The organism is Saccharospirillum salsuginis (assembly GCF_014651855.1).
Lineage (GTDB): Bacteria > Pseudomonadota > Gammaproteobacteria > Pseudomonadales > Natronospirillaceae > Saccharospirillum > Saccharospirillum salsuginis.
This window is the reverse complement of record NZ_BMXR01000009.1, coordinates 57,422-71,467: the sequence shown is the minus strand read 5'-3', so window position 1 is coordinate 71,467 and position 14,046 is coordinate 57,422. Positions and strand designations below refer to the sequence as shown.

The window sequence follows — 14,046 nt, the reverse complement described above, 5'->3', positions numbered from 1 at the left end:
CAGCCGCTGCGGGCGATTGGCAATTTATCGCTTTAACCCGGGCAACCAACTCACCACTGGCAAAAAGGATTACTTCCCGAAAAACCGGAGCCGACGCAACAACAGGAATTCGACCACAGCCACCACGGCCAACGCCGAACAGGTCAGCCAGAACGCCCGGGGGTCCTCCACGCCCGGCATTCCCCCGACATTGATCCCCAGCAGCCCCGTCAGGAAACCCAGCGGCAAAAAGATCCCCGCGATCACCGACAACCAATAGGTGTTGCGGTTCATCCGTTCCGCCAGATCCTGCTGCAGCTCATCGCGCACCAATTGAATCTGCTGCAACAACATCTCGATCGTCTCCAGAATCCGCATCGTCGTATCACGCTGATTCGACAACAACTGCAGCTCCCGATGTCCCAGCCAGGCATGCGCATCGATCGCCATACGCTCCAGCGCACCGACCTGCGGGCGAATAAACCGATCCAGTCGCAACAAGCGGCGATGCAACTGGGTCAAACGGGTCAGATGCTGTTGGGGATTGGTGATGTGGTCGATCGCTTCGAGCTCTTCCAGCTCCAGTTCCTGAGCCTCCAGGAGCTCATCGATCCGCAGGTTGATGGCCTCGAGTATGGTCACCAACAAGGCATCGAGCGTGGTCGGCCCCTTGCCCTGCTCAAGCGTCTCACGTACTGACGAAATCGCCTTGAACGGCCACTTGCGCAAACTGATCAGGCCGTCTTTGTACCACAACAAGCGCAGACTAAGCATGTCGTCCGGCTCGGCCCCCGGGGTCAGGTTGACGCCCCTCAGGATCAACAGAAACCCGCCCGGCACCTCTTCGAAACGGGGGCGGGTATCCTCGGCCAACACCGCCTGGCGCAATCCGGAATGGATGCCGAGACGATCCAGCCATTCGTCCAGGCCGGCCTGATCACGTTGACAGTGAATCCAGCGGCCGGCCAGTGAATCGATCAGCCCATCCTGACGTTGGGCTGGCGTAGCCGTGAAATCCCATTGATCGATGATAAAGGATGGCTGACCGGTCATGGCCGGGTCGGTGGTTGTCATCGGAGAAACCCTTGTTGTGGATCCGGTCGACTCAGTGCAGCGAGTCGCCCTCGGGGTTGTCGAAGGCCCCTTCGTCCAGGAACAGGACATCCATCTGCGAGGCCTGGTCGAGCACGGCCTGGGTGGCGGTCAGGATGGGGGGCAGCCAATGGGCGAAATAGTCGCCGCTCAAACCTTGAGTGGGCAATGCCGCGATCAGCGTCAGTCGCGGTACGTCGTCGTCATCCAGGGACAGGCCCACTTTGAGCAACGGGTGGTCGTAGTTGATCAGGTGCAACGAGCCTTGCAGCGGCAGTATGGCCGATGGCCGAATCGCCAGTTCGGTGAACACCATGACCAGATCGTCTTCGAGCAGTACACGGCTCTCGAGCACACCCAGTTTTTCTTCATAGTCCATCAGGTGGATGCCGTCGCAATCCGGACACAGGGTGTGGCGGACTTCCAGCTCGTCCAGCCAGTCTTCGATCAATTCTCGGGTCAGTGCTTTCATAGTCTCGGTATTTCTGAATTTGGCGGCATTGTACGAGGATTGCCCGGCCCCGACTACTGGCGATGAAAGCCGGATTCACACCAGCGGCAGCGGACCCTGCTCTTTTACGGGACGAATGGCGAAGCTGCTGTCGACGGTGTTGACGTTGGGCAGTTTCTGCAGGCGGCGCACCCATTGTTCATAGCCGGGCAAGTCGGGGGTGACGACCTGGAGCAGGTAGTCGAACGGACCGGAGACGGTGTGGCAGTTGATGACTTCGGCCATGTTGCGCACGGTGTCTTCGAAGGCTTCGACGAGTTTGTCCTGGTGCTGGCTGAGGCGCACGTGCACGAAGATGGTGATGCCGAGGTTGAGGCGCTGGCGGTTGAGTTGGGCGCGGTAGCCTTCGATGAAGCCGTCCTGTTCCAGTCGGCGGATGCGGCGGGCACAGGGGGAGGCGGAGAGGCCCACGCGTTCAGCCAGTTGGGCGGTGGTGAGGCGGGCGTCCTGTTGCAGGTAGTCGAGCAGGCGGCGGTCGATGCGGTCGATCTTTTCGGGCTGCATGGGTTTGTCCGGTTAGGCTTTATGGTATTTTTAGCACGACGTGCTAACGGCGTCGAATATATGGCCCGTTTTTACCTGCATCAGTCGCTGGGTTGGTTGCATCATACGCCTTCGAATTTGGTGGCTCCTGTTTTTGAAGTGCCCGAAATCCGCATCCGGTGGCGGGGTATAGCCCTATAGGGTCGTCGTGAATCTGTCCATGGCGGTCCGACGTTTCGGGACTAGACCACAGCATCCCTGCTGCGGACTTCCCTGTGGAGCTATACCCCGACACCGGGCGCTGCCTAGTAGAGCTGGGCCACCAATGACATAAATTCAGTTACTGAGCCAAATACCCTTTATGTCCCAACAAGTTGCACCTACCCATTCACTGACAGCGGTCACTCCGATTTTATCCAGCCAGACCCAGCGTTACCTGGGTTATCTGGCGGCGGCAACCACGGTTCTTATCTGGTCCTGCTATTTCCTGTCCCTGCGCCAGGGGGCCTTGTCGCCGCTGGGGACCTTTGATCTGACACTTTTTCGCTTTGGCGTACCCGGTCTGATCCTGTTGCCGTTGTTCATTAAACGCTGGCACACACTACGCCGGGTCAATCCGGTCTGGTTGCTGGGTATGGCGGTCGGTGCCGGGCTGCCCTTTTTCCTGTTGAGTGCGGTGGGGATGCGTTGGGCGCCGGTGGCGCACGGCAGTACCTTGATTCCGGGGACGGCGCCGGTGTTTGTGACGGCGATGGCGGTGTTGGTGTTCGCGCAGCCGTTGTCCGGTTGGCGACGGTTCGGGTTGGTGGCCGTTGTCGCGGGTGTGGTGTGTTTGTTGTGGACCGGTTTGTCCGGTGCGTCACAGGGGCTGGGTCAGGGCCAGGGGTTGTTTCTGGTGTGCAGTTTCTTGTGGGCGGTGTTTACGCTGTCGGTGCGTCAGAGCGGGTTGTCACCGTTGGAGGCGGCGTCGGTGGTGACGGTGCCGAGTACAGTGCTGTTGACACTTTACGCGGTGGCGGCGCAGCCGGCGTTGACGTTGGCGGCGGTGCCGACCGGTGAGTGGGTGGTCCAGTTGCTGGTGCAAGGGCTGGCGGTTGGCCTGGGTGCGGGCTTTTTGTACGGGTTTGCGATTCGTCAACTGGGCGCGGAAATCACTTCGGCGATCGGGTCGTTGACGCCGGTGTGCGCGACGGTGCTGGCCTGGGTCTTTTTGCGGGAAAGCATCGAATTGAGTACGGCCTTGGGGTTATCCTTGGTCACCCTTGGTGTTATCTGTGCCAGTGGCCTGATACACCCCGAGAAAAAATAACGGAGAGAGACATCGATGTTCGAACACCTGGATGCCCCGATGCAGGATCCGATCCTGTCCCTGACGGTTGCCTTTCGTGAAGACCCACGCCCGGAGAAGATCGATCTGGGCATCGGCGTTTATCGGAACAGCGAGGGCATCACGCCCATTATGGAGGCCGTGCGCACGGCGGCCATCGAGCTGGCGGAGACCCAGGTGACGAAAAGCTATGTCGGCCTGGCCGGCGATGAGCAGTTCAACCGGGCGATGACCGACCTGCTGTTGGCGGATACGGCCGCATACAGCCGGGCGGCGGCGATTCAGACACCGGGCGCGAGCGGTGCCCTGCGGATGCTGGCGGATCTGATCGCCTATTCCCGTCCGGGTGCGACGGTCTGGATCAGCAACCCCAGTTATGTGAACCACCGCCCGGTCATGGAAGCCGCAGGCCTGACCGTGCGCGAGTACACCTATTTCAATACCGAGACCAAGGCGGTCGACGAAGACGCCATGCTGGCGCAGATTGAATCACTGGGCGAGCAGGATGTGCTCTTGCTGCACGGCTGCTGCCACAACCCCACCGGTGGGGACATCTCCATCGAAAGCTGGCAACGCATCGCGGAGCTGACCCATGAGCGCGGCTTTTTGCCGTTCGTCGATATTGCCTATCAGGGCTTCGGCGATGGTCTGATGGAGGACGCGGCCGGTTTGCGCGTTCTGGCGGATTCGGTGCCGGAGCTGGTGATCGCGACCTCCTGCTCGAAGAACTTCGGTCTCTATCGCGAACGGACCGGGGCGGCGATTGTGGTCGGCCAGACGCCGGAAGACAGTCTGAAAGCCAAGGGCCATATCCAGCGGATGGCGCGCGCGACCTACACCATGCCGCCCGATCACGGTGCCGCCCTGGTGTCGATGATTCTGAACCGGGAAGAGTTGAAGGCGAACTGGATGAAGGAGCTGGCGTCCATGAACCAGCGCATCAATGGTCTGCGCGAGCAACTGGTGGTCGGTTTCCGCGAAGCCAGCGACAGTGACCGGTTCGACTATTTCGGCGAACACCGGGGAATGTTCTCGGTCACCGGTCTGAGCCCGGCCCAGATTGAGCAACTGAAACAGAACCATGCCATCTATGTGGTAAGCGGCGGACGCGTCAATGTCGCCGGTCTGACCGAGAAAGACATTCCGCAGGTTGTTAAGGCATTTTTGGCTGTGGGGGCTTAAAAACATTCAGGTGGCTGAACCCGCACCGGCTGCCGGGCCTGCATTAAATGTTGGATTACGCGCTCACGCGCTAATCCAACCTACATGATGCTCTGGCTGCTTTAAGCAGCGTGTAGGTTGGATTAGCCGAAGGCGTAATCCAACAGTTTCATCGTTGGCACTGTCTGCTTTCCGGGCACGGTTTGCTTGTTGGGTTACGCGCTCACGCGCTACCGAGACGTCGGACCGATCCAACCTACTCTCCGCGGTTCCTGGGGTTTAAAACAAATCGATCTGCTGCCCTGATGGCCGTCGGAACAAATCCGTTCGCAATGGCGGTTCGTCGTGGCTGTTCAAACCGAGCTTTCGACACTGTTTGTCGAACCGCTGCCGAATCATGTCCGTGTACAACCCCTCCCCGCTCATCCGTTTACCAAAGGTACTGTCGTATACCTTGCCGCCTCGCATGTCCCGAATCCGGTTCATGACATGCTCCGCCCGATCGGGGTAGTGCCGCTGCAACCAGTCTTCGAACAGCTCCGAGATTTCCAGGGGCAGACGCAATAGGATCCAGGTCGCACGCTGCGCACCCGCCTCAAAGGCGGCTTCCAGCAAGGATTCGATTTCGGCGTCGTTCACGAACGGGATGACCGGCCCCATAATGATGCCGACCGGCACACCGGCTTCGCTCAACCGTCGAATGACCTTCAGTCGAGTACCGGGCGACGCCGTTCGCGGTTCCATTTTACGTTTCAGGTCGTTATCCAGGGTGGTCAGGCTGACACGGACGGTGCATAGGCCCTGGCGCGCCAATTCCGACAACAGGTCCAGATCGCGCAGGATCAGGCCGCCTTTGGTGATGACGGAGACCGGGTGGCGACAGTCGAGCAGGGTTTCCAGCAGTTGCCGTGTGATCCGCTGATGCTTTTCCAGCGGCTGGTAGGCGTCGGTATTGATGCCCAGCGCTATCGGTTTGCAGACGTAGCTCGGCTTGTCCAGCGCTTCAAGCAGTCGCTCATTGGCGTTGGTTTTGGCGATCAGTTTCGTTTCGAAGTCCAGCCCCGGTGAATAGTCCCAGTAGGCGTGGGACGGCCTGGCGAAACAATAGACACAGCCGTGTTCGCACCCACGGTAGGGGTTGATCGACTGGTCGAACGGTACATCCGGCGACTGGTTGGTGCTGATGATGGTTTTCGCCTGCTCGGACACCACCTCGGTCGCCAGGCTGTCCGGGTTGCATTCGTCTTCGGGGTCCCGGTACCAGCCATCGTCCACGGCCCGGTCCGTCACCCGGTGCTGAAACCGGTTGTGCGGGTTTTTGGGGGTTCCTCGGGTGCGCATGGCACAGTCCTCAGTGGTCGATTCAGTTTGCGGACTTGCGAATGAACAACCACACAATACTGTATATCCATACAGCCTTCAAATCATTTGCCTTCGATGTACTACCCTTTGGGGATGGAACCCGATTTTTCTGGTGATTGAGCGGCTTTCTCCGTACAATGCGCAGCGCATCTTAATCGTTTAAGTCATTGTTTTCAGTTAGATTTCCGAGGCCCATCGTGAGTACACCGTCCGACTTCGACACACAATCCTGGCGCTATGTTGAAACCGGCTTTGAAGCCGAACGCGCTGCCTGCAACGAGAGTCTGTTTGCCGTTGGCAACGGCTATTTGGGGGTGCGTGGGTACTTCGACGAGGGGTATCCGGGTCCGGTCGCGAACGCGACCCGGGCCGCCTTCCTGAACGGCGTCTACGAATCCCTGCCGATCGAGTACGATGAATCCGCGTACGGCTTCGCTCGCAATTGCCACCGGATCGTCTCGGTACCCCGCCACCGCTTTTCACTGCAATTGGATGGCCAGTGGCTTTCCCTGGCCGAAGGCGATGTGCTGTCGCACCACCGGTTTCTCGACTTCCGCACCGGTCAGTACCAGCGCCATCTGACCTGGCGCAGCCCGACCGGTCATACCGTGAAACTGACGTTCACTCGCGCCGCGTCGCTGACACAACGTTCGCTGATGCTGGCCAGGGTGATCGTGGAATCGGTCGATTACACTGGTCCCATGCGTCTGGCGTCGGCGCTGGAAACCGGTCAGGGTACGGGCAACGACATCGACGACCCGCGCAAGGGCGGGTCGATTCCCGCCAGCCATTGGCAGCGGGTCCAGCAGGAGCAGACCGGGACGGTGTCGGCGGTCCAGTACCGCACCTGCAACAGCGGTTTGCACATGGCGGCCGCCATGGTGACCACCGGCCCCGAAGCGAATGCCGAAGCCTTTGAAACCGGGTCGGATCTGGGCAACCACTACGATATCGATGCCCGTGCCGGTGAACAGTATTCGCTGGAGACGGTGATCGCCTACGTCGACAGCCGGGTTACGGCCACCGAAGAACTGGTGAGCCGGGCCCGGTCCCTGGCCAGTGAAGGCATGGACACCGGTTTGGCGGCCTTGCTGGCCGAGCAGGAGACCTTTCTCGATCGGTTCTGGTCCAATGCCGATATCGAGATCGACTCCGACGACGGTGCGCAGTACGCCGCCCGCTTCGCCCTTTTCCACCTGTTGCAGTCCACCGGTACCGACGGTGTCAGCAGCATCGCCGCCAAGGGCGTGACCGGTTCCGGTTACGACGGCCACTATTTCTGGGACGCGGAAACCTATGTGTTTCCGTTCTGGTTGTTCAGCGACCCGCAGGTGGCGAAGAACCTGCTCGAATACCGTATGTCCACCCTGCCGGCCGCCAAGCAACGGGCGCGCGAACTCGGCCATGAACAAGGGGCCCTGTTCGCCTGGCGGACCATCGGCGGCGAGGAGTGCTCCTCCTTTTTCCCGGCGGGAACGGCGCAATACCACATCAACGCCGACATCGCCTATGCCTCACGCAGTTATGTACGCATCACCGGCGACCAGGCCATTTTGCGCGAAGGGCTGGCGGAGCTCATTCTGGAAACAGCGCGTATCTGGATCGGCCTGGGCACTTTCAGCGACGAGGGTCGGTTCAAGATCTTCTCGGTGACCGGTCCGGACGAATACACGGCCGTCGTGGACAACAACTACTACACCAACAAACTGGCGCAGATGCACCTGAGCTGGGCCGTCGAAGTCGCCCGTTTGATGCAGAACGAATGGCCCGATGACTACCGGCAACTGGCCGACGCCATCGAACTCGGCGAGGACGAACTGGCGGTGTGGCAACGCGCCGCCGACCACATGCACCTGCCCTACGATGAGCGGCTGGGAATCGTCGCCCAGGACGACAACTTTCTGCAAAAACCCAAGTGGGACTTCGCCAATGTGCCCAAGGACAAGTACCCGCTGTTGCTGCACTTCCACCCGCTGGTCATCTATCGCCATCAGGTGTTGAAGCAGCCGGACGCCCTGCTGGCCCTGGTGCTGGAAGGCGAGTCCGAAGACGTCGACCTCAAACGCCGCTGCTACGACTATTACGAGTCGATCTGCACGCACGACTCCACCCTGTCGACTTGCATGCACGGTGTGCTGGCCAGTGAAATCGGCTACCACCAACAGGCGTACGACTACTTCAAGAACACCTTGCGGGTCGATCTGGACGACGATCACAAGAACACCTATTACGGCGTGCACACAGCGGCCATGGGCGGCATCTGGATGGGCGCCGTTCAGGGGTTCGCCGGCCTGCGTTACGGTCAGGGTCGCCTGTCCTTCAAGCCGGCCCTGCCGGAGCAGTGGCGCGCGCTGACGTTCAAGGTGCGTTATCAGCAGCGCCAACTGCAAGTCACACTCAGGGCCGATGCCACGCACTATAAACTGCTGGAAGGCGATACCCTGACGATTGAACACCATGGCCAGCCCCTGTCGCTGACGCGGGGCGAGGTCGTATCGAAGGAGACGGCCCGATGATTGATTTCAGTGCCTACAAAGCCGCGATTTTCGATCTGGACGGTGTCATTACCGACACCGCCCCGTTCCATTTCAAGGCCTGGAAAAAACTGGCCGACGAGTTGGGCATCCGGTTCACGGAGGAAGACAACGAACAACTCAAAGGCGTCGATCGCATGGAGTCGCTGGAGCGATTGCTGGCTCTCGGCGAGCACCGCTACAGCGACGAAGAAAAACAGGCCATGGCGGCCGACAAGAACGCCTACTACCAGCAACTGATCGAGCAACTGACGGCCGAGGATATCCTGCCGGGCGTGATGCCGTTGCTCGACCAGTTGGCGAAGAACAGCGTCAAGCTGGCCATCGCGTCGGCCAGTCGCAACGCCCGCACCATTCTGAACGGCCTGCAACTGACCGACCGTTTCGACTACATCGCCGATCCGACCTACGCGCGCAGCAAACCGGCGCCGGACATTTTTCTCTACGCCGCCTATGGCGTGAAAGTGCATCCGACACAGTGCATCGCCTTCGAGGATTCGATCGCCGGCCTGCAAGCCATCAAGGATTGCTCCATGTTCGCCGTGTCCGTCGGGCACGACGACCTGCGCCGATACAGCGATGCGCATGTGCACCGGCTGGATGAACTGCTGACCTAAACGGTCATGGACTGAACCCGGGATCCACGGCATAGTAACGCTTTTTGAAGGAAAATTTGGTTCGAATGACCTCTATTCCGGCCTTCCTCAAAAAGTGGACACTGCCCGCACTGTTGTTGGTCTGCCTCCCCTTCTTCTTCGTCGAAGACCCGAGTGGAGACGCCGACCAACTAGTACCCGCGCTGTGGAACCTGGGCCATATCCTGTATTTCTGCCTGGCCATCGTTGCATTGCGTCGTCACCTCGACATGCGCGACTGGCCGCATTGGCTGAGCATCAGCATCGCCGTTTTTTTGATCAGCATCATCATCGAATACCTGCAGTATGGTGTCGGCCGTGATCAGGGCTGGCACGAAATCGAGCTCAACCTCATCGGCGCCTGGCTGGGACTGTTCTGGCTTAACCCGGGCGGCCCCCAGATCTGGACCGGCCGCGTCATCGCCACCGGGCTGTTCGTTCACCAACTGCTGATCGTCACCCAGGCCGGTCTCACCGATTACCGCATCAAGGAACGCATGCCCCTGATTACCGGCCTGGAAATGCCCTATGAGGCTCGCTGGTGGCAAGGCCCCGTCAGTCGCACGAACGATGTCGCCTGGAGCGGCGAGCACAGCTTGCGGGTCGACTTCACCACCGACAGCCACTCGGGCGCCCGGCTCGAAACCCTGCCCAGGGACTGGACCGGCTACGAGCGGCTCCGGTTTCATGTCTACAACCCCTATCTCACCCCGCTGAACCTGACGCTGCGAATTCTCGACCGGCTGAACGAGAGCCAACCCTTGCTGTACAGCGATCGCTTCCACCAGTCCTATACCGTCGAAAACGGCTGGAACGAAATCATTGTCGATCTGGAGGATGTGAAAAACGCGCCTTCGGACAGGATGTTGGACCTCGGTAAAATCTCACAAATGGAAATCTTCACCACCAACCTGAGAGAACCCAGGACGGTGTTTTTCGACGGTTTCTGGCTGGAAGAAACGGGCATTTGAACCGCCCCCTCTCCAGGGCTAACGCTGGGCACCCCAGTACCGGCCACAGACCTCGATGAAATCCTGCGCGACGGGGCTCAAATAACGGTCCTTGCGGTAGAACACCCCCACCTGACGCTCGATGCTGGCGAAGTCGAAAGCCTGCAAGGCCCGGAAATGCTGGATTTGCGGCAGTTGCCGGGTCACCTCGGTGCTGATGTACCCCACCGCCAGGCCCCGATCGATCAGATTCAGCCGGACGTTCAGACTGCTGATCTGCCAGACCATCCGAAACCGATCGCGCAGCTTTTCCTGATAAGGCCGCTGGTCGGGCTCATCCAGCGAAGAGACCACGAGCGGAATGCGCTGCAGATCGTCCGGGGTCATCTCGTCCCGATACAGCGGATGGGTCGGGCTGATCATCAAAAGCCGATGCTCGTTGTACAGCGGAACCGTGCCGAACCGGTCCATCCGGGTCTGAAACGGACCGAGCCCCAGTTCGACCTCGCCACTCATCACCGCCTGCACGATGGCACGCGAGGGTTGCTCGACCAGCTTCAGGCGGGCTTCCGGCCAGCGCCCGATGAAGGTATGAATCAGATCGGCACCGGCGAAACGGTTGTTGGTGCTGTCGATGGCCACGCTCAACTGCTGGTCCAACCCGCGCGACAGACGCGACAGGTCCGCCAGTACCGCCTGTTCCTGCTGAAGCTGGTCGTCGATGTAGCGATAGAGCCGACGGCCGGCCTGCGTCAGCCGCACCGGCCGGTCACGCACCAGCAGCGGTTGATTCAATTTGGATTCGAGCTGTTTCACCGCCTGACTGACCGCGGACTGCGACAAATGCAGCTCCTGGGCCGCCGCCCTGAACCCGCCGGAGCGGGCGACGGAATGAAAGATCCGGACTTCACTGCTTTCCAGTCGCATGATAAGCCATACTGATCATTGCTTTATAAAGTTTAATTAGATTAACAGCCGATCTCGCACTTTAATAGCGCCATCCGAAAACACGATGACGGAGGCTGTCATGACTGATGCGATCAATACCGGTCTGGAAGGTGTGATTGTTGGCCAAACCGAACTGTCCAATGTCGAAGGCGATGTCGGCCGACTGACGTATCGGGGCGAATCGATCGATACCCTGGTGGAGCGCGACTTCCCGGCGGTCATCATCTGGTTGATGGCCGGGCACTGGATCAGCCCGGACGAGTGCCGCGAGCTGGATAAATGGCTGGCGGACGAATCGGAACTGAGTGCCGTCGAGCACCAGGTTCTGGCGCAACTGCCGCGCGACACCCACCCCATGGCCGTGCTGCAGGCGCTGACCCCGATCGCGCATCTGGAGCCGATGCGGACCCCGCCCACCTGGCTGGAGCAGACCTGGGTGCCCGGCCTGGTACTGGCCGCGCGCATCAACGCGGCGGTGCGCATCTGGCACAACCTGGCGACGCACGGGGCCCCATTCGACGTACCCGACGGTCTCGGTTTCCTGGAAAAGCTGCTCTATGGCCTCAACCGCGAGGCACCGGGCCAGGGGGCGCTGAAGGCGATCAACACCACCCAGATTCTGCAACTGGACCACAGCTTCAACGCCGGCACCTTCGCCGGCCGCGTGATCGCCAGTACCGGCGCCAGTCTGTCGGCAAGCATCGCCGGCAGCCTGGGCGCCCTGTCCGGCCCCCTGCACGGCGGTGCCGACGAGGCGGCGGTGATGATGGCGCGCGACATCGGCGATGCATCCAGGGCGGATACCTGGGTGCGGGACGCGCTGGCCAACAAGGTGAAGATCATGGGCATGGGCCACCGGGAGTACAAGCGGCTGGACCCGCGCGCGGCGATTCTGAAACCGATGGCGAAGCATTTCTGCGAAGGCACCCAGTGGCAGCCGTTGATGGAGACACTGATGGCGGTCGAGGATACCTGTCAGGCGGTGTTCAGCGAGAAGGGCAAGGAGATTCACGCGAACCTGGAGTTCTACAAGGGCGCGGTGTATCTGGCGCTCGGGGTCCAGGAACGCTACTTCACCTCCCTGTTCGCCTGCAGCCGGGTCTTCGGCTGGATCTCCCACTTCCACGAATTCAACCGGGCCCCCCGCTTGATTCGGCCCCGGGCGTTGTACTCCGGGCGCTAGGTTGCATTTTATGCCTGTGGTCCGCACCGGGTGCCAGGGGTGTCCCATCCGGGGCCGTCGTGAATCCATCCATGGAGACTAGACCGCAGCATCCCTGCTGCGGACTTCCCCGGCTGGGACACCCCTGGCACCCGGCGCTCACATTTTTGCCAACGCTGGCTATTTCATACGTAGGGTGGGCATCGCCCACCATTTCGACCGCGGCACAATAAATACCGATTAAACATCAATGGTGACCTAAACGTCGCCCTACTCGGTCAAGCACCTCCGATATCGGTCGCTCGAACTATTGCCGACCTACCGATCCAACCGCTTGAACCTCAAAATCCGCGTCGTAATCGCCGTCCCCACCAGGGTTATCGCCATCCCCGCGATCACCTGCAGACTCAATACCTCGCCCAGAATGAGATACCCCCAAATCAAGGCACTCACCGGCACCAGAAAGGTCACGGTTGAAGTAGCCGTCGCGCCGGCACTGGCCAGCAACTGAAAATACAAAAAGAACGCGAACGCGGTACTCAGCACAGCCAAGGCCAACGCATTCAACCACCCTTGCGTGGACGGCATGGTCTCGGGCCAGAACAGGAAGCCGGGGATGGACAGTATCAACCCCGAAATCAACACACTGCCGCCGGCCACTACTCGAATTGGCAAATGCGACAGCCGCGCCTTGGAAAAATTACCGGCGATGCCGTAGAAAAAGGTCGCGCCCATTGTGGCCAGAATCGACCAACCATCACCGCCGGTGGAGAAGTCGAGTCGGTTGGCGGAGAGCACATAGACGCCGAAGAAGGCGATGGCGAGCCCGAAGTATTGCTGCCGGGTGATGGGCGTGGCGAACGCGGCCATGCCGATCAGAGCCGTGAATATCGGTGTGGTGGCGTTGATCAGTGAGGTAAAACCGGCTTCAAGACTCAGGGTCGCGTAGGCCAGCAAACTGAAGGGAATAACGTGATTGGTGACCGACAAAATGGCCAGCGAGCCCTTGTGCTGCCAGAACAACTGCCGATACCGCGCCACGGTAAACAACGGCAACAACACCAGCGCCGCGACGCCCATACGGACCATAACCAGTGGCACGGCGCCGAACTCTGGCGACGCCACGCGCATGAACAGGAACGACATGCCCCACAGCGTGGACAGCAACACCAACCGAAATGTATCAACACCTGACATGGGGATTCCTATACGGACGATTCAGAGGGTCGGCATCCTACCGCGTTATGCGACCGCACATCTGGCTGGAACCGGAACCCACTGTTCCGGGAAATGAACGCTCCTAACCAACCCGGATCGGATTCGGGAATTCGAGAGAAGCCAGATCGTCGAGATCATCGGCTCATTTAACGGGATCGGCCGTCACCGTCACCCCATTCGAATCCGCCTCGAAGTAGAAGCAATCCCGACGATTGGTGTGGCAGGCGGGCCCTTGCTGATCGACCTGCAACAACAGCGTATCGCCATCGCAATCGATCTTCAGCGACTTCAACCGCTGCCGATGCCCCGAACTCTCCCCCTTGCGCCAATAGGTCTGCCGGGACCGGGACCAATAACACACCTGCCCCGTCTCCAGCGTCTCCTCAATCGACGCCCGATTCATCCACGCCATCATCAACACTTCACCCGTGTCATGCTGTTGAGCAATGGCCGGCACCAAACCGTCGGCGTTGTATTTCAGCGCATCCAGCACTGTTTCCAGAGGCAGTCGGGTGCCCTTCTCTGCTTTTTCCCAGTCTTTGAACATGAAAACTCTCTTGCTGACGTTTCGATTATTAAACCTTGTGCCCAAACCCGCCCCGGCTACCGGGTGAACCTATTCGGGTGGTGCGACACATCGCTCGCCGTGAACCCATCCATGGGGGCTTGACGGCCGCCTTCCTG

General features: G+C 60.1%; 13 protein-coding genes. 6 read left to right on the top strand and 7 right to left on the bottom strand.

The genetic code is table 11. The features are described 5' to 3' along the window. Positions 1 to 69: 69 nt before the first annotated feature. The 3 genes from IE111_RS17260 to IE111_RS17250 all read right to left on the bottom strand — a co-directional run bounded on the left by IE111_RS17260 (position 70) and on the right by IE111_RS17250 (position 2,086). On the bottom strand, positions 70 to 1,053 hold the full coding sequence (locus IE111_RS17260) for a CorA family divalent cation transporter (protein WP_229805412.1): 984 nt from the start codon (positions 1,051 to 1,053) through the stop codon (positions 70 to 72). A 31-nt stretch (positions 1,054 to 1,084) separates the two neighbouring features. Further along, positions 1,085 to 1,543, bottom strand: a complete 459-nt coding sequence (locus IE111_RS17255) for a YbjN domain-containing protein (protein WP_189611070.1) — start codon at positions 1,541 to 1,543, stop codon at positions 1,085 to 1,087. Between the two features lie 75 nt (positions 1,544 to 1,618). Further along, the gene (locus tag IE111_RS17250) at positions 1,619 to 2,086 is read right to left on the bottom strand and encodes an Lrp/AsnC family transcriptional regulator (RefSeq protein WP_189611068.1); all 468 of its coding nucleotides are present in this window, start codon (positions 2,084 to 2,086) and stop codon (positions 1,619 to 1,621) included. A 340-nt stretch (positions 2,087 to 2,426) separates the two neighbouring features. Between IE111_RS17250 and IE111_RS17245 the strand changes: the two genes are divergently transcribed. Together IE111_RS17245 and IE111_RS17240 are read left to right on the top strand one after the other, a co-directional pair. Then, positions 2,427 to 3,374: a DMT family transporter gene (locus IE111_RS17245; protein WP_189611067.1), complete on the top strand. Its 948-nt coding sequence runs from the start codon at positions 2,427 to 2,429 to the stop codon at positions 3,372 to 3,374. A 15-nt stretch (positions 3,375 to 3,389) separates the two neighbouring features. Then, the gene (locus IE111_RS17240) at positions 3,390 to 4,574 is read left to right on the top strand and encodes an amino acid aminotransferase (RefSeq protein WP_189611065.1); all 1,185 of its coding nucleotides are present in this window, start codon (positions 3,390 to 3,392) and stop codon (positions 4,572 to 4,574) included. A 258-nt stretch (positions 4,575 to 4,832) separates the two neighbouring features. Here IE111_RS17240 and IE111_RS17235 read toward each other — a convergent pair whose 3' ends face one another. After that, positions 4,833 to 5,894 carry a PA0069 family radical SAM protein gene (locus IE111_RS17235; protein WP_189611063.1) on the bottom strand — a complete coding sequence of 354 codons (1,062 nt, stop codon included), beginning with the start codon at positions 5,892 to 5,894 and terminating at the stop codon, positions 4,833 to 4,835. A 218-nt stretch (positions 5,895 to 6,112) separates the two neighbouring features. Between IE111_RS17235 and IE111_RS17230 the strand changes: the two genes are divergently transcribed. The 3 genes from IE111_RS17230 to IE111_RS17220 all read left to right on the top strand — a co-directional run bounded on the left by IE111_RS17230 (position 6,113) and on the right by IE111_RS17220 (position 10,055). Further along, positions 6,113 to 8,431 (top strand): glycoside hydrolase family 65 protein, encoded by a 2,319-nt coding sequence (locus IE111_RS17230; protein ID WP_189611061.1) that lies wholly within the window; start codon positions 6,113 to 6,115, stop codon positions 8,429 to 8,431. Beyond that, the gene (pgmB, locus tag IE111_RS17225) at positions 8,428 to 9,066 is read left to right on the top strand and encodes a beta-phosphoglucomutase (RefSeq protein ID WP_189611059.1); all 639 of its coding nucleotides are present in this window, start codon (positions 8,428 to 8,430) and stop codon (positions 9,064 to 9,066) included. The genes IE111_RS17230 and pgmB overlap by 4 nt, the downstream gene beginning before the upstream one ends. 65 nt (positions 9,067 to 9,131) lie before the next feature. Continuing rightward, on the top strand, positions 9,132 to 10,055 hold the full coding sequence (locus IE111_RS17220) for a hypothetical protein (RefSeq protein WP_189611057.1): 924 nt from the start codon (positions 9,132 to 9,134) through the stop codon (positions 10,053 to 10,055). Between the two features lie 18 nt (positions 10,056 to 10,073). Here IE111_RS17220 and IE111_RS17215 read toward each other — a convergent pair whose 3' ends face one another. Further along, positions 10,074 to 10,961 (bottom strand): LysR family transcriptional regulator, encoded by an 888-nt coding sequence (locus tag IE111_RS17215; RefSeq protein WP_189611055.1) that lies wholly within the window; start codon positions 10,959 to 10,961, stop codon positions 10,074 to 10,076. Positions 10,962 to 11,061: 100 nt separating this feature from the next. Here IE111_RS17215 and IE111_RS17210 point away from each other — a divergent pair, with 100 nt between their 5' ends. Then, positions 11,062 to 12,165, top strand: a complete 1,104-nt coding sequence (locus tag IE111_RS17210) for a citrate/2-methylcitrate synthase (protein WP_189611053.1) — start codon at positions 11,062 to 11,064, stop codon at positions 12,163 to 12,165. A gap of 297 nt (positions 12,166 to 12,462) precedes the next feature. Here IE111_RS17210 and IE111_RS17205 read toward each other — a convergent pair whose 3' ends face one another. Together IE111_RS17205 and hisI are read right to left on the bottom strand one after the other, a co-directional pair. Continuing rightward, a complete protein-coding gene (locus tag IE111_RS17205) occupies positions 12,463 to 13,341 on the bottom strand; it encodes a DMT family transporter (RefSeq protein ID WP_189611049.1) in 879 nt (292 codons plus the stop codon). A 163-nt stretch (positions 13,342 to 13,504) separates the two neighbouring features. Then, the gene (gene hisI / locus IE111_RS17200) at positions 13,505 to 13,909 is read right to left on the bottom strand and encodes a phosphoribosyl-AMP cyclohydrolase (protein WP_189611047.1); all 405 of its coding nucleotides are present in this window, start codon (positions 13,907 to 13,909) and stop codon (positions 13,505 to 13,507) included. Positions 13,910 to 14,046: the final 137 nt, after the last annotated feature.